The organism is Acinetobacter sp. TY1, from assembly GCF_048551395.1.
In the GTDB taxonomy this organism is placed as follows: domain Bacteria; phylum Pseudomonadota; class Gammaproteobacteria; order Pseudomonadales; family Moraxellaceae; genus Acinetobacter.
The window spans coordinates 12146-34674 of the sequence record NZ_JBLYZK010000030.1; the positions used below are offsets into that span (position 1 = coordinate 12146).

The following is a 22529-nucleotide window of genomic DNA, read 5'->3' on the forward strand; positions in this document are numbered from 1 at the left end:
TAAAATATGCAAAATATAGGTTTTAAAATAAGTGTACTGGCTTTTATATCTGGTGTTATGACAGCTTGCGCCCATGTTCCAATATTAAATACCAATAATTCAGTTGTAAAATCAGTCGAAATATTTTCTAAAAAACACAATGTGCTCGATTTAGACACTGTATTGGAAACGGCTTATCAACGGAATAAACAACCAGTGGTATTAGCACCTGCCACAGATTCATCTGAACAATATTTTCATCAATTTCCCAACACATTGCTTGAGTCGAATGTTTTGGCGTTTATGCATCCAGTCATTACATATACGAATGTTCAAGGTGAATTTCGCTATTTAGTCATTATGGAGACCGCTAAATATTATGATGGATATATCAGTAGTTGCAGAGCATGTTCAAGTCAGGTGGATATACTGGTCTATAAAAAGCAGGGGAATCAATTTGTACTGACTGGATTGGCGAAAAATCAAGAAGATATTCCATCTTCAAATGGACATCTTATGTTAGATTTTCAAAAACAGTTCAAAGAAAATGTGCAAAAATTTGGCGCAAACATGATGGGCAGTTATGTATATGCGACATTTACTGGAGCAGGTGGTCAAGAAGAGTCATTATGGTATGGTATTTTACTTCCTGATAATGCTCAGCCTCAAGCGGTTCAAATTGGACATGCAGGAGGGAGTACCGCAAGTTTTTATGCAGATCGCCCTGAAATGGCGTCCACTGTGACTTCTACATTAAAGGTCATTCAGAATCAGTCTGTGTATTTTCCGATTGAGGTTACTTATATTGATGAGAATCAGCCGAAAAAGCCGTATAAAAGTATCTTTCAATATGAACCTTCTCAGCAGGTTTATGTGGAGAAAAAGGTAAATTGGACAGATTGATATTGAAATTATACTAATTTATTGAATGTATCTTTTAATGTTTATATAAATGGGTAGCTACTCGATATTTATTAAAAAATGCTTTGTTTTTAGCCTATTATTTTATATAAAAGAATTCATAAAGATTAAAAATGAACTAAAACATCAAGTAGAGATCAATAAATGAGAAGATTACCCGTATATTTATTATTAGATACTTCAGGTTCAATGCACGGCGAGCCAATTGAGGCTGTCAAAAATGGTGTTGAAATCTTAGTTTCATCGCTCAGACAAGACCCTTATGCGCTTGAAACGGCATTTTTATCCATCATTACTTTTGATACTCAAGCAAAACAGCTTACGCCATTGACTGAAATTGCTATGTTTCAGCCACCTCAGTTACATGCAACGGGTACAACACAATTGGGTGATGCGCTTGCATTGTTGGCAGATAAAATAGATCAGGAAGTGCAAAAAACCACACACGATATACGTGGTGATTGGAAACCTTTGATTTTTATTATGACGGATGGTGCACCAACGGATGATTGGAAAAAAGGTCTAGCACGTTTAAAACAGGCAAAAACAGGTATGGTGATTGCTTGTGCAGCAGGTCATAACGCAGATACGAGTATTTTAAAGCAAATTACTGAAGTCGTTGTTGAATTAGCGACAGCGGATTCAAATACCATTAAAGCCTTCTTTAAATGGGTATCTGCAAGTATTTCTACAGGTAGCCAAAAAGTCGATGCAGGACAAAAAGAAGTATCAGGTCTAAATGATTTACCACCGCCACCACCTGAAGTTAACGTTGTTCTATAACTGATATATCATGGAAAAAAATATATAAAAAGGAAAATAAAATGGCAATAACCTTAGCAAAAGGTCAAGGACTGACACTGGAAAAATCTGAGCATAATTTATCTCTCGTTACCATTGGTTTAGGTTGGGATATTATTGAGCAGAAAAAAGGCTTTCTAGGTGGGCTGTTTGGTGGTGGAGCTGAAGAGCATGATTTGGATGTCGTGGCATTTTTGTGTGACAGTAATAGTAAAGTGAAAGATTTGGGTTGGAATGCTCAAGGACAAGCGACTTTGACAAATAGTGATGTGATTTATTTTAATAATCAAAGACATCGTTCCGGTCAAATTTGGTTAACAGGCGATAATCGCACAGGTGCGGGTGATGGCGATGATGAGCAGATCATTGTTAAATTAAATACCCTTGCACCTGAATATCATAAGATCGTTTTTATTGTGCAAATTTATAATGCTACAAAAAATAATCAACATTTTGGTCAAGTTAAAAATGCATTTATTCGTGCTGTAGATGGTTCAGGTAAAGAGATGGTTCGTTTTGATTTGTCTGGTATTGGACAGTATGATCAACAACGTTCATTATTATTTGCTGAATTGGTTAGACAAAATAATGGCTGGAAATTTAATGCTGTCGGGGATTCATCCGCATCGGATAATTTTGTGGAATGGCTAAAAAAATATAGTTAAAAAATGATTTAATTAATATTAATGTAAAGAGAGCTTTATGCGTCGTTTACCTGTTTATATATTGTTGGACACTTCGGGTTCAATGCGTGGAGAACCAATTCACTCTGTGAATGTGGGTTTACAGTCGATGCTCAGTGCATTACGACAAGACCCCTATGCACTTGAAAGTGTGCATTTGAGTGTGATTACCTTTGATTTGGAAGCGAAAGTTTATTTACCTTTAACGCCACTTGATCAAGTGCAAATTCCTGATTTAGATGTGCCGAGTGCAGGGGCAACATTTATGGGGGCGGCGCTTGAATTATTGGCACAGGAAGTTGGGCAGCACGTTCAAAAAAGTACGGATGATGTGAAAGGTGATTGGCGTCCATTATTATTTCTAATGACTGATGGCTCGCCTTCAGATGTCTATGCGTATCAACAAATGCTTTCAACCATTAAACAGTTAAATTTTGCCACGATTGTTGCCTGTGCAGCAGGCCCGAAAGCTAAAACAGAATCGTTATTACAACTGACCAGTCAAGTCGTTGTTTTAGACAGTATGGACTCAAACAGCTTTGCAAGTTTCTTTAAATGGGTTTCTGCAAGTGTTGTTGCAGGCAGTAGTAGTGCAGGCGTGACGGATTCAATTTCATTGCCACCGCCACCTGCTGAAATTCAATTGGTTTTATAAGTTGGATATGTTCTTTTACTTACACTGTACTGTATGTGAGAAAACCAATACTTTGTAAATAGAAAAACTTACGTTGTTCTGTAAAAATAAACAGGTGGAAGTATGCGTAGATTGCCCGTATTTTTTGTACTTGATTGCTCTGAGTCTATGGTGGGAGAGCCGATAGATTCTGTGCAAGAAGGTGTTGAGCTGATTTTAAGTGGTTTAAGAAAAGATCCGTATGCTCTTGAAACAGTTTATATTTCTATTATTGCTTATGCAGGCATTGTACGTACCTTAGTTCCTTTAACTGAACTCTTTGCATTTAATCATTTTAGCTTGCCTTTAGGTGGTGGAACGCATTTGGGTAAAGCTCTTGATCATTTGGGGCAAGAAATTGATCGTTATGTACTAAAAACCACGACAGAGGTTAAAGGTGATTGGAAACCCATGGTTTACATTTTTACTGATGGTCGTCCGACAGATGAATATGAGCAAGCAATTCAGCGTTGGAATATGCAATATGCCAATAAAGCTACAGTGGTTGCCATAGGACTTGGTGCAGATGTTGATTTTTCTATATTGAAGAAAATCACTGAAAATACCATTTCGATTGATCAAATTACTCCTGAATATGTCAAAGGGCTATGTAAATGGATTACTGCTTCCGTTGTGTCGCAAAGTATTAGCGTGGGAAGTAATCAGCAGAAGAATGATTTACTACCTTTAGATGAACGTTATATGCGTTTAGCAAAAGATGCTTTATCCATCAGTAAAAATAAGGTCGATGAAAATTGTGCAACATTTGTTGGACGTTGTCAGAAAATGGGTAAGCCTTATATCATCAAATATACCAAGAACTTACAGTATAAAAGTCCTGCCGATTTAAATATCAATATTTATAATTTTAAGCTTAATACCTGTAGTGTTATTTCAGAAGAATATTTTACGTGGTCGGATCATCAAGCACCAAATAAGCAAATTAACACAGCGGAGTTGGATGGATTTCCTGAGTGTCCGCACTGTTTTGCTGAAACGGCTTTTGCAGTCTGTGGTTGTGGCAATTTGATGTGTTATGACGGTTACCGAGAATCTGTGGTATGTCCATGGTGTCGTCGACAAATTAGTTTTTCATCGGGTGGTGGTGACTTCGATCTTACACGTGGACAGGGTTAGTCGTTCAAGGTTAGATTATTTCGTATCAATATCAATTTAAAATGCATTTTTGCAATATGAAATTCGAATAAAATAAACATGAGGCTGAACATGGACGGTGATGTATGCAAAATCAAGAAAATTTTGGAACACAATTCATCTGAGTTTGATGAGCATTTTATTCAATTTTTATTGCGAGATTCGCAGAATTTGAAACAACTTTCAAAATTAATCAATGAACTTGAAAAAGTAAAAGCATCTTCAAATTATGACTCATTGATTGATGAGCCAAGTCGCACTGAATCTCACCTAATATCTGAATTTGATGTAGAAAATGATTTTAAAACTGACTTTAAAATCATTGAAAAACAAGATGTCGCCGTGATCACGGATTTTATTGATGAATATACGCAAGAACAAGAAAAATTGCAGAGTGACTTAAATTCAATACATCAAGAAACGATAATTGTAGACGTTGAACAACCAATCACAGCAAGCAATGAGCAGGTGTCTGAAAATATGATTCCTGAAATTATTGTTGAAGAGGACGCAGTCGAGCCCATAGAAAATGTCCCTGCGGAAATAGAACAAAATAGATTAGAGATTGAAAGCGTGTTTAGACGAAGTAAATATGAAGATGTAAAATTTCAAGTCGATAATGCTCGAGTTGGGCAAGCCTATCAATCGAAAATTACGGTGATTTCGCCACATGATACAAGCGAAATCAGCTACAAAGCAGATAGTTTTAAATTCCCCAATACACAGTTTTATTTTGATGAAGATACAAAAAGCATTCATGGTCAGCCAGTAGAAGCAAATCTCATTGAGTTTAGTTTTCAATTTATTGCTGAGGGTGAAACCCGATCTGCACAGTGTCGACTCAATGTGATTGCCGACCCACGTAGTTTATGGAAAGTGATTGAACCTGAGTCAGGGCAGGAGTTTGTTAAGGTTCATTTAGATCAAGCCGTTATTGAAACCCCGAACTATAAAATAGTCGCTGCAAGTCGCCGTGGACGTTCACATGAACATGCGGGCTCATTTCGTGATGATGATTTTGCGATTCATTTGATTGAAGATAGCTCTTGGTCGATCATTACTGTAGCGGATGGTGCAGGTAGTGCGAAATATTCTAGAGAAGGTTCCCGAATTGCAGTAGATATTGTACAGAATGAATTTAAGCGTTATCTGAACCCCTATACGATAGATGATCTAAACAATGATTTAGCCAAATGGCAGGTGGGTAGTCAAGATGACGTTACCGTTGGTGTAGCAACGAAATTAAATCAACAATTTCATCATGTTTACTATGAAATCTATAAATCCATTCTCAATCAAATTGAGCTACAAGCGACAGATTTAGGCGCAAATACCAAAGATTTTTCAACGACATTATTAGTCGCAGTCGTCTGTAAGTTGGCTGATAAAACTTTTGTTAGTACATTCTCTGTGGGAGATGGTGCAATTGCGTTATATAGTGAAAGCAATTTACGTTTAATGAATGATCCCGATGGTGGCGAATATGCAGGGCAAACCCGCTTCCTTGACCGTAGCATTGCGCATGATTTTACCAATAGATTAAAGATTGGTTGCTTTACTGATGTCGATGCCATTTTGCTCATGACTGATGGTATTTCAGACCCGATTTTTGAAACAGATTCAGGCTTGCTGAACTTTGTGAAATGGCAAAAATTGTATGCTGAGCTTGATCCACTCATGCAAATTGAATCTGCTGATGCGGCTTTATTGGAATGGATGCACTTTTTTACACCAGGGCATCATGATGACAGAACCATGGCTGTCTTATGGAATAAGCACTCAAGTTAAAATACGTCACCGTTATATATATTGTATAAAAAATAGATGCTTAGGTAAAAAATATGTCAGCAAAAATTATTAAATGCAAAACTATTGATGGTCGGGATATTGAGTTTGTCGACGAAATTATAGGTTCAGGAGCGATGAAAGATGTGTATTTTTCACCTGATCATAGTTATGTCGTGTGTTTTTTTAGCAAAGAAAAGAATAAGTTTTATGATTCAAAGGCAACACTTGAACAGCAAAAAGATCGTTTAAAAGAAATTGTTGGTAATAAATGGCAAGGGATTTTTAATGGTGTCGGTGGAGAATATTGGAAAAACATTTTCTGTTGGCCCGACGGTTTAGTTGAATATAACAATTTATTAGGCATAACTGCACCAACTTATAAAAATCAATTCTTCTTTGAGTTTGGCTCTAAAAATAATGATTTTTTACAAATTAAAGGCAAAGAAAAAGAAGGAAAATGGTTTGCAAGTGCAAATAATCAAAATAAATTTTTAGATGAACGTGAAAAAGGCAATTGGTTAAATTATTTAAAAATAGGTATTTTAATTGCACGTGCAGTACGTCGTATGCACGCGGCAGGTTTAGCGCATTCAGATCTATCTTATAAAAATGTCTTGGTCGATCCTGTTACAGGCAATGCCTGCGTGATTGATGTCGATGGCTTGGTTGTTCCAGGTAAATACCCGCCTGATGTGGTGGGAACACCTGATTTTATTGCCCCTGAGGTGGTGCGAACGAGTCATTTATCGAAAGACAATCCTGACCGTTTTCTACCGAGTATCGCCACAGATAAACATGCCTTAGCTGTTCTGATTTATATGTATTTGCTGTATCGCCATCCGCTGCGTGGCGGAAAAATTCATGATATGAGTGATCCACAAAAAGATGAAACTTTAGGCATGGGTGAAAAAGCACTCTTTATTGAACATCCAGCAGATCATTCTAATCAGGTGAAAACATCACAACTGAAAGTGAGTCAACAGCCGTGGGCAGATCCTGCAAAAGTACCTTATACCGTGACAGGACCGTATTTATCTGAATTGTTTAAGAAAAGTTTTATTGATGGTTTACATGATCCTGCAAAGCGTCCTTCAGCCAATGAATGGGAAACTGCTTTGGTGAAAACGGTAGATCTTATCCAACCGTGTCGTAATCATCGTTGTGGTCAGAAATGGTATGTTTTTGATAATTCGACTCAACCTGAATGTCCATTTTGTCATACTCCATTTAAAGGTAAATTACCAATTTTGAATTTGTATTCTGCACGGCAACAAGGCAATTTTAGATCCGATAACCATCGTTTAATGGTGTGGACAGGACAATCCATTTACGCATGGCATGCCAATAATTTAATTGCACCGAATGAACGTTTGACTACTGATCAAATTAAACGTAAGGGTTATTTTGTTTTACATAATGATGTGTGGTGGTTGGTGAATGAAGACTTGCCTGATTTAACTGATGTGGCGAATAAAACCGCAATTCCAATTGGTGGGAAAATAGAACTAAAAGAGGGCGTACAGATTTTATTTTCCAAAGAAGATGGTGGACGTCTTGCTGTGGTGCAAATGGTTGAAGCATAAAAACTCCTTTTCTTGTGCTATATATTGCTTAAGAATGAGGAGTTAGCTTGGTCAGAGGATAGAGAGAGCTTTAAATAAAAAACCTCTCTCTTGCGTAGCAGTGCGACTCAGCCTCCTGAAAGGTAAGAGAACACTCATATCTAAAACTTAATTTGTTTAATTAACAATTTCGCTAAAAGGATAAATCCATTTACATTTACACTGATTTCGCCATATGCTGCGGTTTTACCAAGCCAAAGGTTTTATAACGTAATAAAATCATTTCAGCCCAATTTTTATGTGTTGCAGGTTCAATCATCGAGCCATGACTTTTAAATACACTTTTTGCATCATGTGCCAAAATCAATTGAGCTTCTTGAAATTCTTCAGCTTGTACCTGAAAAGATTGATGAATATGTTCAATTTGCTTCGGATGAATAGCGGTTTTGGTGTAAATCCCGTTATTCATATCTTGTTCAATTTCTTGTTTGAGTAAATGGATATTCTCAAAATGCTCACAGACAGGAGAACTCAATTGAAATCCATTCGGAATGAATAATCCTGCAAGTTGTGAAATCAATAGTCCTACAGGAGTCTGATAAATCGTGGTATTTTTTGGACGGCGTAAATTCAGGCATGACAGCAGATCATTGCCACCAATTCTTAAACATAAAGTTTTATGAAAATCATATTTGAGTGCCTGATAGAGCTCAATATTATGTGAGACATCAAATATTTCTTTGGTTTCAAGTGTCGGCATATATTGTAAATTGGCAGGTAAAATATCCATCCAGTTTTGTAAACTTGCCATATTAAACTTAGGTAAAATCATGCCGTTATAGGTTTGGTTTAGATTCCAATCGACAATATGTTTCGCCATTTCAACATTTCTTGGTCGAATAAAAATGGCAGGGGCTTTTAAATTTGGTTCATCAAGTCTTCTTTGCAGTAAATGTTTTAAATTGACCATTGCGGTCTGTACATCTTTTTCCAAGACAGCATCTTCTAAACAAACTGCTAAAGACTGAATGAATGAGAATTTTTCACCTTGTGTGACCTCCCAAAGTTGCTCATGAGTCGCAGGGATATACATGGTTGCGCCAAGTTCAATCGCATGTTGCAGTGCTTTCATTGATTTTTCTCAACTCTTTTTATCAGTGTGACTGCATGATAAGGACCTAATTTTGAACCTAAAATATCTACAGGAATATTTTGTTCACGTGCAAAGTGTAATAACAATTGAACGTGAGGATTGTTTGCATCTTTAATGAGAATTTTTTCAGGCACTCGTCTCAGCACTGCTCGTGTTGCTTCAGCAATACTGGGTTTGATGTAATTAATATTGGAAATGGAATATTCTGTTTTAATCCATTCAATGGTTTCAGCACAAAATTGTTGTTGCTTTAAGCGAATTGAATTGTTCCAAACTACAGTATCAACTTGTGGATTTAAATCGATTTTTTGCAGTATTCTTTCAATAAAGTCTACTGATAAATCATACGGCTTCAAGTGGTCATAGATTAGGCAACTGTGCCATTTTTGCGGATTATAACAATCATTTTGAGCTTCTTCGAGTGCAATAGGCTGCTTTAAAATAGTTCGAGAGGTTAAACCTGAAATTACCGAACCGAGCATGCCAAAAGGAATCAGCCAATCATCACTGCTTGCGCTTAGCCATGAATAACCACCTAAGTCGGATAGAGTGACTAAACGAGGAATTTGCCAATTTTCATCAAATAATTCAGGGATATGCTGTACATTTTGCGTTAATTCTTTGCAAATCGCTCCTTTGCCTGTCCAACCATCGACAAAGACAATATTTTCAGCGCCATGTTGCGAAATGATCGCTTGTAATGCACCAAAATCAATGCCTCGATCTCGAATAATACTGATGCCGTAATGATAGCAAACTTGCTTTTTTTCAATGCAATGCTTGAGTAAAACGCCCAGTGGTACGCCTGCACGCACTAAACTAATCAATACCAAAGGTTGATTTTCAAAGCGTTGTAGTAATTGATTGGCAATTTTTTGTACTTCTTCTGCGAGGCGTTGTGAGCCTTGTTCAAACGCATATTGGAAATGTTGCATTTGTGCTGTAGAAGGTGGATTTTCTACACTAATCATTTGTGAATAATGCATTTTCCCCGATTGAATCAAATACTCTTTTTCTTTGACATCAGTCGGTGCAATATCATCAATTTGCATGAGAAAAGTTACATCTTCAGGGCGATATGAACCGTGAAAACCTAATTTAGTGAGTTTTTCATTGAGTGGTGATTTCACACGCTCAATGTCGTCAACTTGACTTTTTTCAACCAAATGAGAGAGATTAGACATGACCTAAATATCCTTTTGTGTCAAAATCTTGAGAGAGTTTGGTATTTAAAAATGTATCAAGTTGACTTTTTTTCGGCATACCGTACCAATCACAGCTCGTCAAAAATCCTGCATCAGAAAGGCTATCGCCTAAGCCTAAAATAGGGCGTTCACGTTGTGGATCGTGTTTATTGATATAAAATTCAACAGCACTTTTCTTGCTGACATGATGAGGGATAATTGCGAGATTATTCCCATTAATATGCACATAACATTGATCAAGAATATTTTGAGGCAGTTTTTCAAGCAGTTGATCTAAAAATAATTCACCAGCTTGTTTTTGTTTAGCAACCGCATAAATGGCTAAATTATTCTCCACCAATGTCCAAGTGCGAACTTCACCTAAATCTTTGGCATATTCATGTAAGGCATCGGCTAAATCGACCAAGGCATCATGTAATTTGAGTTCAGATTGTTGTTGAATTTCAACCCATTCCAAATCAACATTTAAGTTATGGTCTAAAATAGTACCGCCATGTGAACAAACCGCACCATATTGAAAGGGCAACTGCACACGCTTAAAGCCTTCTACAGAACGTGCTGTCACAGGAACAACATCCGCAGATTCAAGCAACCAATTGACAAAAAAATGTTGTTTTTGATTCATATAAGACAGCGGTTCACCATGTTTATCTGTGGTGGCAATTTTATGCTGTTCAGTCGGTTGTTGCTTACGATGTGTTTGAAACAGTGTGTCATCTAAATCCACAAAAACAAGAGGCTTATGATTCATAGCTAATCACTTCTAAATTTTTAATTTGTTCAAATAGGCTAGGATCGACACTATCTTTTGCAGTTTCAATCACTAAAAGAACACGATCAAAATCTTGATGTTTGACGTTATAGGCAAAATTGGAAATATTTAGCCCATAATTATCATGAAAATGGCAAATGCTTTGAATTGCATGACCTTGCATAATCGGTGAACGCGTGGTTGAACTGAAATAAGTTTCAGCACCTTGTTGTTCGAGTTTTTCAGCGATTAAAAAAGGAATCCAACTAAACTCACCTGAGCCTAAAACTAAAATTTTCTCGCCTGCTCGGTTAATTTTGACATTTTCCCATGCGGAACATTCTAAATAACACGGTTCACGTCCCCAATCACTTGGTGCAATAATCTTACCAGCTTGTTGTTGCGTTGAACTGACATTGACTGTTTCAAGGTTGACTTGACGATTATTGGCTTTCCATTTCCAGTTTCCATGCAGTAATGAAATCACATCGACTGGAATATCTAAATCATCAGTTTTGAGGCGATCGGTTGCCCAATTGACCAAAGTTACCAAAATAATGCGTTCAATTTGATTTAAGCCAGATTTCTGTAAACTCTCAATCAGGTTTTTAAATGTTTTTCCTGTGGAAATTTCATCATCTATAAGAATTAATGTTTTTGCATCAATGACTTTTTGATGTTTTTCAGTATCATGGCTACTTAAGATAAATTGATCTTGAGCATGACTATGTTCTTCTAAGAATAAACCCAAGGTCGGTAAGGTCGAAACTGGATGTCGAGTTGTGGTTAAAAAGATGGCATTTTGCCCATAGTCTTTTTTCAGTTCACGATAAACACCTGCGCCTAAGCCGACAGCCGTTTCAGCCATACCCACGACACAGATTGGACCTTGTAGATCTTTAGGAATTAAATCCGCTAAATCTTCGTAGCTACGTTTCATTAGTGATGGAGGAACAGGGATATGTTTTCCTAAAACTTTGGAAACAAATAAAAAAGCTCTTTTAGGATTAATTCTTTCAGCAAAATCGAGGAGTCGATCTAAATTCCATTCTGCATGGTGATGATGGACTTGAACATTGATACTTCCACGGCTTAATTCTATTTCTTTCATCTAAATCAGAGATCCATTTTAACGCTATAGCTTAGCGGAAAAGCTTTTACGGGAGATTGTGGTTCATTACGTTGTAATTGCAAATTCAATTTTTCAGCAAAAAGTTCTGCGACTAAATTCACGCCTGTATGTTTGCTATAGGCAAATCCACCTGCAGGACGAGGGTTAATTTCTAAAATGTGCCAATTTAAATCCTGATCTTGTTTAAATTGAATATTAATCAGTCCATCACATTGGAAAAGCGCAACGAGTTCTATACACGTTTGATGACATGGATGTTCTAAATAGCACTCCTGAAAGTAATCGTGCTTAATACGTGTGACTTGTGCAATAATTTTTCCATTGCTACATGCAATATCAACAGAACATTCACGACCTGCTAAATAAGGCATCACTAAATATTTAATGGGTTTTTCTTGCTGACTATAAGCTTCAATAAATTGTTGTGTATTACATTTAAATGCTGACTCAAAAGTCTTAAAATAATTCACATGATTTTGTAAGCGTAAAAATCCTGCGCCATATACGCCATACACAGGTTTTACACACAATTCAGTATGTTGCTGTTGCAGTTCGTCAATAGCGATTTGCAAAGATTCAGTCGAGTTTGCTAAACGTGCAGGAATCGCAGGTAAGTTTTGAGCTTCACACTTGAGGGTAAACTGATATTTATTGTTGATGAGATCGTGGAAGTCATGATTGACGGCACCTGTAATCAGCGTAATTTGATGTGCTTCAAACTCGGGACGCAAGGATTCAAGATACTGGCTATGTTTACCCGCAAAGAGAATGTTAATGTTGTGTTCAATACATTTTTGCAAAAGCCACGGCGCACTTTCTGAAATTTTCGGTTGTTCAAAATAATGCTCTAAATTGACGAGTTCAGGTCGATTACGACTGTGTGACGTATAAACAATCAATTGGTCGGATAAATTTGAATTGTTGAGTAATTCAATGATATCAATTTGACAAGAGTAGCACTCTGCGATCCATATTTTATATTGCTGTAGCACGTTTTTTTCAATCTCAGAATAAATGTTAAAAATAAAAAAATCAGTGCGATATTATAGTGTAAAAATTCTAAAAACATTTAAATTAAAATTATATATGAACGAATTATTTTAAAATTATAGGTAGTTTAAAAAATAGAAAATTAACAAAATCCTCACATTATGTGCTTGAGATTACGCTATTTTATGGTAAAACATGATTAAATATTTTTTTACTTATAATGATTTATGACTAAAGAAGCACGAACGTATTTATTTTAAATTTACAGATTTTTTTATTTAAATATAAATTTTATCACGATGTGATAATTATTTTTTTCTTGGGGGCGATATGCAGTTAATTGCAGGCGGTAATATTCAACTTTCTGAGCAAGAAGTTGAGATTTGGATTAAAACGAGTTTTTCTTCAGCACTCGAATTAGATGTTACAGCTTATTTATTAGATGCAAATACTCAAAAGGTTCGTGGCGATCACGATATGATTTTTTATGGGCAGACTCAAACGCATAATCAAAGTATTGTACTGATGGAGTCAACGTCAAAAACGCCTTATTTGACTAAGATAAAAATTAATACTGCACGCATAGATGCACAAATTCAGAAAATTGCACTGTGTGTGACTTTAAATGAACCATATCAGTTGAGCCAAGTGCAACCAATTGAGCTTGAACTGTATGGCGCAAATCAAAAAATCGCATTTGCACAAGTAAACACGCAAAATAAAACTGAAAAAGCCCTTATTTTGGCTGAAATATATTTACACAAAGGACATTGGAAATTCCGCTTTGTCGATCAGGGGTTTAATGGTGGCTTAAAACCTTTATCTGAAAATTTTGGTGTTGTGATTGCTCAAGATGTTCAGCAACCTACACCTACACCTACACCTACACCTACACCTACACCTACACCGTCATCGAATATCAATTTATCTAAAATTAAACTCGATAAAAATAATTCAAGTATTAATCTAACAAAACAGGGTTCGGGCTTTGGTAAAATTTCTGTCAATTTGAATTGGAATAAAAGTTCTCCAAAATCAACATCATTTTTTCAAAAACTGACAAGGTCAGATTCTATTGATTTAGATTTGGGTGCAATGATTCAATTTAAAAATGGTGAGATTAATCTTGTCCAATCATTAGGTAATCGTTTTGGACATTTTGATGCTAGACCATTTATCAAGTTAGATGCTGATGATCGTACAGGATCATCCATAAATGGTGAAAACTTACATATTAATGGAAATCAGTGGGAACAGATTGAAAGAATCCTCATCTATACCTATATATATGAGGGGGCTGCAAATTGGGCTGCCACAGATGGTGTTGTCACCATTAAAATACCGAATCAATCTGAAATTGAAGTCCGTTTAACAGATGGTAACCAACTCAAAACATGCGCTATTGTAGAATTACGCAATATTAATGGTGCAATTCAAGCAAATCGTGAAGTGCGCTATTTTAGAGACCAAAAGTATTTAGATGAGTATTATCGATTTGGTTTTAATTGGACTCAAGGTTCCAAAGACTAATTTTAATAGATCAAGCTTGATTCTATTCATTCGTAAAATTTGAAAAACGTAAAACTCTAGAAGGACAACAAAATGGCAATTTCTTTAAATAAGGGTGGAAATTTATCACTCAGTAAAACAGATCCAAATTTAACACATGTTTTGGTCGGTTTAGGTTGGGATGCACGTTCAACAGATGGCGTAGATTTTGACTTAGATGCTTCAGCATTTTTACTTAATGAAAGCGGTAAAGTTCGTGCTGAAACAGATTTTATTTTTTATAACCAAACACGTTCACCAGAAGGCTCAGTTGAACACACAGGCGATAACCGTACAGGCGCAGGTGATGGTGATGATGAGTCCGTTAAAATTGACTTAAGCAAAGTGCCCGCAGAAATACAAAAAATTGCGATTACAGTGACCATTCATGAAGGTGAAAGCCGTGGTCAAAATTTTGGTCAAGTTCAAAATGCGTTTATTCGTATTGTGAATGATCAAAGTAATACTGAAATTGTACGTTTTGATTTAAATGAAGATTACTCGACTGAAACAGCAATGATCTTTGGTGAATTGTATCGTCATAACGGTGAATGGAAGTTCCGTGCTGTGGGTCAAGGTTATGCAGGTGGTTTAGGGGCAATGTGTCGCCAATTTGGAATCAGCATTTAATCTGAGAGTTTATTGAATGAAACATTTCCGATTTTCAATCATTTTTTCTGTTATCTGTTTAGCGATTTCAGCCTATTGGGGTTTTACCCATGGCCCTGAGGCGGGTATTGCGAGTATGTTCAAAGTACTCGCAATTACAGCCATTCTAGCGGTAATGGAAGTTTCATTGTCGTTTGATAATGCTGTTGTCAATGCTTCTGTACTACGACATTGGAATCATTTTTGGCGTACATTGTTTTTAACCGTCGGTATTGTGATCGCTGTTTTTGGTATGCGTTTAGTCTTCCCATTACTGATTGTTGGTGTGACTGCCGATATGAGTATGGTTGAAGTGGCTAAACTCGCTTTAAATGATCCAAAGACATATTCTGAAAAACTGATGGCGCATCATGCTGAAATTGCAGCATTTGGTGGTATGTTCTTATTATTGGTGTTCTTAAACTTCTTATTTGATGATGAGAAAGATGAGCATTGGTTTCATTGGTTGGAAGCAAAACTTGCCGATTTAGGCAATATCCAAGCGATTTCAGTGTTCATTTCACTTTGTATCCTTCTTGTTATGGCGAGTTTTGTTGCAGAAACGTCACGCCTTGTTGTTGTTATGGCAGGTATTTGGGGCATCGTGGTATATGTTGGGGTACAAGTACTCGGACATTTACTTGAGGGTAGTTCGCATGATGATGAAGACGATGAGCCACAATCTAATGGTGCACCCGTTACAGGTACGATTGTAAAAGGTGGTATTGGTGGTTTCTTATATTTAGAAGTCCTCGATGCATCTTTTAGTTTTGACGGGGTGATCGGTGCTTTTGCAATCACCAGTGATGTTGTTGTGATTATGCTAGGTTTAGCCATTGGTGCTATTTTCGTGCGTTCAATGACAGTATATTTGGTCGAAAAAGGCACATTGGAAGCTTATGTGTTTTTAGAACATGGTGCTCACTATGCAATTGGTGCTTTAGCACTGATTATGATTGCAAGTGGTACAGGCATTCATGTTCCTGAGGTTGTTACAGGTTTAATCGGTGTTGCTTTCATCGTTTGGGCTGTTATTTCATCTATTTCATATAGTAAAAAGCAAGAATCAATTGAATCAACAATGGAAGAAGGAAAGTAAACATGGCAATTAATTTATCAAAAGGCGGCAATATCAACCTGTCTAAAACTGCACCGACAATGAATAAAGTCGATTTAGGTTTAGGTTGGAATCCACGCGCGACAGATGGTAAAGCTTTTGATTTAGATGCAGTTGCATTTTTAACAGGCGAAAATGGCAAAGTATTAGGAGATGGCGGTTTTATTTTCTTCAACCAAAAAAATTCTCCATGTGGTTCTGTAAATCATAATGGTGATAACCGTACAGGTGATGGCGAAGGTGATGATGAGTCAATTTCTGTAGATCTTTCAAAAGTTCCTGCTGATGTAGCTAAAATTGTATTTGCTGTAACTATCCATGAAGGTCAGCAAAATGGTCAAAACTTCGGAATGGTTGATAAAGCCTATATCCGTGTAATTAACCAAGATAATAATGCTGAAGAACTTGCTCGTTTTGACTTATCTGAAGATGGTAGTACTGAAGTTGCAATGATCTTCGGTGAATTATACCGTCACGCTGGTGAATGGAAATTTAAAGCAGTAGGTCAAGGCTTTAATGGTGGCTTAGGTGCGCTTGCAGCGAACTATGGCGTTGCTGTTTAAGGTTTAGAATACAAATACTAAAAGATAAATCTTTTAGTATTTGAAAGTAATTTTTATTTGTTTTAGTAAATTAGATTATTTTCAAATACTAAAATAAAAACAGGCAATTGATTATGGGGGATAACCGCATTAATCAGGACTGTTTTTTGAATGGATGTATATGGTTAAAAGTAGCACAAGCAAAAAATTATTATTTGAGAGTGAGAATTAATCATGGCTAAATTTGATTTGGTGGGCAGTCCGGAGCCATTTCTATTGGTAGATTTGGTACAAGGTGAAAAAATCTATTGTGAATCAGATGCAATGGTCATGATTGAACAGAACCTTGAATTAGGTGGGCAACTACGTGGCGGGTTATTTCAATCCTTCATGCGTCGCTTTACGACAGGTGAATCCCTATTTCAGCAGGAAATCAAAGCATCATTTGGCAATGGACAATGTCTACTTTCACCAAACCTAGATGGTGATATGCAACTTTTAGATATTGGACCACGACAATATGTGTTGTCCGATGGTGCCTTTGTGGCAGCCACAGAGCATGTCAATGTAAAAGCCAAGATTCAAACCAATTTAGGCGGTGGATTCTTTGGGGATACTGGTGGTTTTGTCATTATGGAAGCCTCAGGGCAAGGACAACTGTGTATTTCAGGCTGCGGAACTCTTATGGAAGTGGATGTCAGTACTGAAAATGGTGAAACCACCATTGATAATGGTCATGTTGTGGCGTGGGATTCGACCTTAAGTTATAACATTGGTATGCCAAGCTCACAAAATAGAGGAATGATGGGGAATTTACTCAATAGTTTTACCAGTGGGGAAGGCATGGTTTTGAAGTTTCGAGGTAATGGTAAAGTCATTATTTGTTCGAGAAATCGAAAAAGCTATGTGACGTGGTTAGCATCAGCATTAAATTTAAATAGAAGCAATTAAAACAGAGGATATATTTCATGGGTATTAGTTTAGTTAAAGGTCAAAAAATCTCTTTAGAAAAAGGTGATGGGTCATCATTAACTCAGATTTATTTGGGCGCAGGTTGGGATGTAGCTAAAAGTGGCGGTGGCTTTTTTGGTATGTTTAAAGGCGGGGATGATTCAATCGACTTAGATGCATCACTTATTCTTTTTAATGAAAATAATCAACCACTCGATGCAGTTTGGTTTGGGCAGTTAAAAAGTAAAGATGGCAGTATTTGGCATTCAGGCGATAACCGTACAGGCGCAGGTGATGGTGATGATGAAGTCATTCATGTTGACTTAACTAAAGTTCCGCCTCAAGTGAAATCCATTGTATTTACCATTAGTAGTTTCCGTGGACAAACATTTGAAAGCGTTGAAAATGCATTTTGTCGTGTAGTGGATGCAACTAGCAATACTGAAATTGCAAAGTATAATTTATCTGCGAAGGGTAATTATACTGCACTGATTGTTGCAAAAGTTTATCGTCATAACGGTGCTTGGAAAATGTCTGCGCTTGGTGAAACCAGTAATGGTAAAACGATTCAAGATATGATTCCTTCGATTCTACCTGTTTTATAAGTAAGCCTGTTTGCATAAAAACGTAGCGCTTTATTCTTAATCCCTAGAGTGTTTACTTGTAATAGATAAGACCCTAAAAAACTCAGTAAATAAATTTACTGAGTTTTTTATTTTTTAAATGCAGTGAAAGCGTACATAAACTTTATCAAAAGTGGCATTTGCCTTTATAATATGTTCCATTATTTTTGGTATCAGTTTAAAGCCCTATTTTGCTTGTTGATGCCAAGCGCTTTTTAAGTTATTTATGCTTTGATTCGGCTTATCTCAAGATTTACATCGTTGATGTGTCAATTCATATACACATAATACTATTTCAGGTATCCGTATGGAAATTAAGGTTAATTATCTCGACAATCTTCGTCAGGAAGCTAAGTTCGATGATTTCACAGTCATTGCCGATCAACCGATCCGTTATAAAGGCGATGGTTCTGCACCAGGTCCATTCGATTATTTTTTAGCATCTTCTGCACTATGTGCCGCTTATTTCGTGAAAGTGTATTGTGCGGCGCGTGATATTCCAACAGAAAATATCCGTTTATCACAAAACAATATTGTTGATCCTGAAAACCGCTATAAACAGATTTTTAAAATTCAAGTTGAACTACCTGCGGATATTTCTGACAAAGACCGTCAAGGCATTTTGCGTTCAATTGACCGTTGTACGGTAAAGAAAGTCATTCAGAATAATCCTGAGTTTGTGATTGAAGAAGTTGAAAGTATTGATGCTGATGCACAAGCTTTGCTTATGCCGAGCCTTGCACAAGACAGCAGTACTTATATTGCAGGGAAAGACCTACCTTTAGAAGAAACCATTGCCAATATGTCGGGGATCTTGGCAAATTTGGGTATGAAGATTGAAATTGCGTCATGGCGTAATATTGTACCAAATGTATGGTCACTACATATTCGTGATGCACAATCGCCAATGTGTTTTACCAATGGTAAAGGTTCTACCAAAGAAAGTGCTTTAGCTTCTGCGCTAGGTGAATTCATTGAGCGTTTAAATTGTAACTTCTTCTATAACGATCAGTTTTGGGGTACAGAAATTGCCAATGCTGAATTTGTACATTATCCAAATGAGAAGTGGTTTAAGCCAGGTAAAAAGGGTGCTTTGCCGAAAGAAATTTTGGACGAATATACCTTAGAAATTTATAACCCTGAAAATGAGTTACTCGGTACGCATTTATATGATACCAATTCGGGCAATACTGAACGTGGTATTTGTTCATTACCATTTGTTCGTCAGTCAGATGGTGAGACGGTTTATTTCCCATCTAATCTAATTGAAAACTTATACTTGTCTAATGGTATGAGTGCAGGGAATACCTTAGCTGAAGCGCAAGTTCAATGTTTGTCTGAAATTTTTGAACGTGCTGTAAAACGTGAAATTTTGGAAGGTGAAATCGCACTTCCTGATGTTCCTGCTGAAGTTTTAGCAAAATATCCAAGTATTGTTGAAGGCATTAAAGGCTTAGAAGAGCAAGGCTTTCCGATTTTAGTCAAAGATGCGTCATTGGGTGGTGAATTTCCTGTGATGTGTGTGACTCTGATGAACCCACGTACAGGCGGTGTATTCGCTTCATTTGGCGCACATCCAAGTATGGAAGTAGCGATTGAGCGTAGTTTAACGGAATTATTACAAGGTCGTAGTTTTGAGGGTCTAAATGATCTACCAAAACCGACATTTAGCAGTAACGCCGTGACTGAACCTAATAACTATGTTGAGCATTTTATTGATTCAAGCGGTGTGGTGTCGTGGAAATTCTTTAGTGCTCAAGCTGATCATGAATTTGTTGAATGGGATTTCACTGCTGAAGGTGAAAATTCCAATGTAGAAGAAGCGGCAACTCTGTTCGGTATTCTTAAAGAAATGAGCAAAGAAGTCTATATGGCGGTGTATGATCAATTGGGTGCAATTGCTTGCCGTATCTTAGTGCCTGACTATTCAGAAATTTATTTGGTTGAAGATCTCATTTGGGACAATACCAATAAGGCATTGGGCTTCCGTGAAGATATTTTAAATTTACACCGTTTAGATGACGAGCAGCTCGAAGCTTTAGCAGAACGCCTTGAAGAAGTTGAAGTTGATGACTATACCGATATTGTGACCTTGATCGGAATTGAGTTTGATGACAATACGGTTTGGGGGCAGTTGACTATTCTTGAACTTAAATTACTGATTTATATTGCGCTACAAGCTTTTGAAGAAGCTAAAGAGTTGGTTGAACAATTCTTACAATACAACACCAATACTGTTGAACGTGGATTATTCTATCAATGTTTAAATGTGGTGCTTGAAGTTGAACTTGATGATGATCTTGATCTGAATGATTACGAAATTAATTTCCGTCGTATGTTTGGTGATGACCGTATGGACGCCGTGATTGGTTCAATGGATGGTTCAATTCGTTTCTACGGTTTAACTGAAACCAATATGCAACTTGAAGGGCTTGATCGTCATTTACGTTTGATTGAGAGCTATAAGAAATTACATGCAGCGAGAGCTAAGGCAGTTGGCTTAAACTAAACTAGATATATTCTCAGGTTAAATAATGAAAAATAAAAACCCATCGGTATGAAATGTACGGATGGGTTTTTATTTTGATCATTTTAAAAATGAATGATTAAAAATACATCTATAAAATAGCCTAAGCAAAATTTAATTTTTAAATAAAAAACTTCATAAAATAATTACACTTACAAGTATATTGTAATCGAAAGCTTAATTCTTAGATTTTTTCCAATTTCTATAATTTGTGGAAGATTAATTAAGTGATACATTTTTATATATCCTTAATGATTTAATTCATGCATTTAAATGATCTATATAGTTTTAAAATAATTTGTCAGCTATTTTGAACAATTTTAACTCCTCTTAAATCCACATCAGATCCGATGCCAAATGCTACAATTATTCCGCCTAATATACCCACTGTGAAAAACTTACCAATCAGTTGTTACTGAGACAGGGTGGACATTTGATTTATAGTACTATTTGTATTTCTCTATTTTATTAAAGTTAAATCTGTTTTTGTTTCAGTATAATTTTGGAACCACCACCGAAAATATAACTCAGTAGATGAGAACATCTTAAAAATCGAAAAGTTTGTTCCCTTGTTAAGTAAAAAACAAAAAATAAATTTGATAGATATAAAGCAAAGCTAATAACTCTTAGCATCAATGAGAATATTATATAACAAGCTTGATTCAAGTAGAAAAAATTAGATTACATTCCTGAGTTCCCTTGCTGTTTCCTGAAGTAAAGGTAAAATTTGTTGGATTAAATATTCTTTGGTTGATCTTGCAGTTGGAGAAACTATATTGAGTGCAGCAACAATATTTCCCTTTGGGCCATAAATTGGAACAGCCAATGCATGAACACCCAGTTCATGCTCTTCACTTGAATAACACCAATCTTGTTCTTTTACTGCTTCCAATAAGGATAAAAATGAAGTGTTATCAATGATGCTATATTTGGTTAAACGCTTTAAGGGATATTTTTCGAGCCATTTAATTTGTTCCGCAATATCTAAATGTGCAAGTAATATTTTACCAGCTGATGTTGCATGTGCTGGAAGACGATTGCCCAAATGCAAACCATAAGGGTTTACTCGATCTGTTTGTTGATGAGAAGCACTTCGAGCAATGGTGATTGCTTCAAAACCATCCAGTACCATCACTGAAAAAATAAGAGATGTTTGTGTTGTTAATAGATTTAAAAGTGGCTGACAAATTTTAGGTAATTGTGAACCACTCAAATAAGCACCTGAAAACTTTAATACTTTAGGAGTTAAATAATAATAATGACCATCGAAATCCAGATAACCTAAATATTCTAGTGTCAATAAATGTCTTCTTGTTGCAGCGCGAGTTAATCCAGTTTTCTCTGCTGCCATGGAGACATTTAAACGATGTCTTTCTGGACCAAAACATTCTAGTATTGCCATTCCTTTACTAATACCAGCAATAAAGTCTTCATGACGTATTTGCTTTTGATTATCAATATTTATCAGCATTTTTTTATTTTCATTTTGCACGTTTTCACCTTAAACATAATTTATTTAATTAACAGAAGATAGTTCAACAATCAGCCTAATCAAAATTATGATTAAGATTAGAATAAAAATAAAATAATTGTTCGATCATCGAGCATATATCCTAATAAACGAACAGTATCACATTTTTAAACTAGATGAATATTAAAAAAACGACAAAAATGATCGATAGGAATTCTAATGAAATTACTCGGGATTGAGTAAAATTTTTCTTAGTTCAATATTAATTCATTGAGTTCCGTTTTGAGATGCACGGCTAGACGGAGTTGC

The 22529-nt window shown here is 36.2% G+C and carries 20 protein-coding genes; 14 read left to right on the forward strand and 6 right to left on the reverse strand.

Translation table 11 applies throughout. The features are described from left to right. Positions 1-57 precede the first annotated feature (57 nt). The 7 genes from ACK2M2_RS13975 (at position 58) to ACK2M2_RS14005 (ending at position 7583) form a co-directional block, all read left to right on the forward strand. Positions 58-882 (forward strand): hypothetical protein, encoded by an 825-nt coding sequence (locus ACK2M2_RS13975; protein WP_419349421.1) that lies wholly within the window; start codon positions 58-60, stop codon positions 880-882. A gap of 162 nt (positions 883-1044) precedes the next feature. Beyond that, the gene (locus ACK2M2_RS13980; RefSeq protein ID WP_419349423.1) at positions 1045-1683 is read left to right on the forward strand and encodes a vWA domain-containing protein; all 639 of its coding nucleotides are present in this window, start codon (positions 1045-1047) and stop codon (positions 1681-1683) included. A gap of 41 nt (positions 1684-1724) precedes the next feature. Beyond that, positions 1725-2366: a TerD family protein gene (locus ACK2M2_RS13985; protein ID WP_419349425.1), complete on the forward strand. Its 642-nt coding sequence runs from the start codon at positions 1725-1727 to the stop codon at positions 2364-2366. A 37-nt stretch (positions 2367-2403) separates the two neighbouring features. Beyond that, positions 2404-3039, forward strand: a complete 636-nt coding sequence (locus ACK2M2_RS13990; protein WP_419349427.1) for a vWA domain-containing protein — start codon at positions 2404-2406, stop codon at positions 3037-3039. Positions 3040-3141: 102 nt separating this feature from the next. Further along, entirely contained in the window at positions 3142-4194 is a 1053-nt protein-coding gene (locus ACK2M2_RS13995) for a TerY-C metal binding domain-containing protein (RefSeq protein ID WP_409512674.1), read from the forward strand. Between the two features lie 90 nt (positions 4195-4284). Then, the gene (locus ACK2M2_RS14000) at positions 4285-6000 is read left to right on the forward strand and encodes a PP2C family serine/threonine-protein phosphatase (RefSeq protein WP_419349429.1); all 1716 of its coding nucleotides are present in this window, start codon (positions 4285-4287) and stop codon (positions 5998-6000) included. Positions 6001-6053: 53 nt separating this feature from the next. Further along, positions 6054-7583, forward strand: coding sequence for a helix-hairpin-helix domain-containing protein (locus tag ACK2M2_RS14005; protein ID WP_419349431.1), 1530 nt, complete (start codon positions 6054-6056; stop codon positions 7581-7583). Positions 7584-7779: 196 nt separating this feature from the next. On the opposite strand, the gene ACK2M2_RS14010 is transcribed toward ACK2M2_RS14005, so the two are convergent. The 5 genes from ACK2M2_RS14010 to ACK2M2_RS14030 are packed head-to-tail and all read right to left on the reverse strand — an operon-like array spanning position 7780 to position 12795. Next, positions 7780-8694: an HpcH/HpaI aldolase/citrate lyase family protein gene (locus ACK2M2_RS14010; RefSeq protein WP_419349433.1), complete on the reverse strand. Its 915-nt coding sequence runs from the start codon at positions 8692-8694 to the stop codon at positions 7780-7782. Beyond that, complete coding sequence (locus tag ACK2M2_RS14015) at positions 8691-9899, reverse strand: cysteine protease StiP family protein (RefSeq protein ID WP_419349435.1); 1209 nt, start codon at positions 9897-9899, stop codon at positions 8691-8693. The genes ACK2M2_RS14010 and ACK2M2_RS14015 overlap by 4 nt, the downstream gene beginning before the upstream one ends. After that, on the reverse strand, positions 9892-10671 hold the full coding sequence (locus ACK2M2_RS14020) for an HAD family hydrolase (RefSeq protein ID WP_419349436.1): 780 nt from the start codon (positions 10669-10671) through the stop codon (positions 9892-9894). Before ACK2M2_RS14020 ends, ACK2M2_RS14015 begins: the two co-directional genes overlap by 8 nt. Continuing rightward, positions 10661-11782, reverse strand: a complete 1122-nt coding sequence (locus tag ACK2M2_RS14025; RefSeq protein ID WP_419349438.1) for a phosphoribosyltransferase domain-containing protein — start codon at positions 11780-11782, stop codon at positions 10661-10663. The genes ACK2M2_RS14020 and ACK2M2_RS14025 overlap by 11 nt, the downstream gene beginning before the upstream one ends. 5 nt (positions 11783-11787) lie before the next feature. Beyond that, positions 11788-12795 carry an ATP-grasp domain-containing protein gene (locus ACK2M2_RS14030; RefSeq protein WP_419349439.1) on the reverse strand — a complete coding sequence of 336 codons (1008 nt, stop codon included), beginning with the start codon at positions 12793-12795 and terminating at the stop codon, positions 11788-11790. A 328-nt stretch (positions 12796-13123) separates the two neighbouring features. Here ACK2M2_RS14030 and ACK2M2_RS14035 point away from each other — a divergent pair, with 328 nt between their 5' ends. From ACK2M2_RS14035 to ACK2M2_RS14065, 7 genes are all read left to right on the forward strand, one after another. Beyond that, positions 13124-14323: a TerD family protein gene (locus ACK2M2_RS14035; RefSeq protein ID WP_419349441.1), complete on the forward strand. Its 1200-nt coding sequence runs from the start codon at positions 13124-13126 to the stop codon at positions 14321-14323. A 72-nt stretch (positions 14324-14395) separates the two neighbouring features. Continuing rightward, the gene (locus ACK2M2_RS14040) at positions 14396-14971 is read left to right on the forward strand and encodes a TerD family protein (protein WP_409512665.1); all 576 of its coding nucleotides are present in this window, start codon (positions 14396-14398) and stop codon (positions 14969-14971) included. Positions 14972-14987: 16 nt separating this feature from the next. Then, positions 14988-16088, forward strand: a complete 1101-nt coding sequence (locus ACK2M2_RS14045) for a DUF475 domain-containing protein (RefSeq protein ID WP_419349443.1) — start codon at positions 14988-14990, stop codon at positions 16086-16088. A 2-nt stretch (positions 16089-16090) separates the two neighbouring features. Continuing rightward, complete coding sequence (locus ACK2M2_RS14050) at positions 16091-16669, forward strand: TerD family protein (protein ID WP_409512663.1); 579 nt, start codon at positions 16091-16093, stop codon at positions 16667-16669. A gap of 213 nt (positions 16670-16882) precedes the next feature. Beyond that, a complete protein-coding gene (locus ACK2M2_RS14055) occupies positions 16883-17599 on the forward strand; it encodes a TIGR00266 family protein (protein WP_409512662.1) in 717 nt (238 codons plus the stop codon). Positions 17600-17616: 17 nt separating this feature from the next. Beyond that, the gene (locus tag ACK2M2_RS14060) at positions 17617-18204 is read left to right on the forward strand and encodes a TerD family protein (RefSeq protein ID WP_409512661.1); all 588 of its coding nucleotides are present in this window, start codon (positions 17617-17619) and stop codon (positions 18202-18204) included. Positions 18205-18529: 325 nt separating this feature from the next. Next, on the forward strand, positions 18530-20731 hold the full coding sequence (locus ACK2M2_RS14065; protein ID WP_419349446.1) for an OsmC domain/YcaO domain-containing protein: 2202 nt from the start codon (positions 18530-18532) through the stop codon (positions 20729-20731). Between the two features lie 694 nt (positions 20732-21425). Here the strand turns inward: ACK2M2_RS14065 and pcaU are convergent. Further along, positions 21426-22220 (reverse strand): IclR family transcriptional regulator PcaU, encoded by a 795-nt coding sequence (pcaU, locus tag ACK2M2_RS14070; RefSeq protein ID WP_419349448.1) that lies wholly within the window; start codon positions 22218-22220, stop codon positions 21426-21428. Positions 22221-22529: the final 309 nt, after the last annotated feature.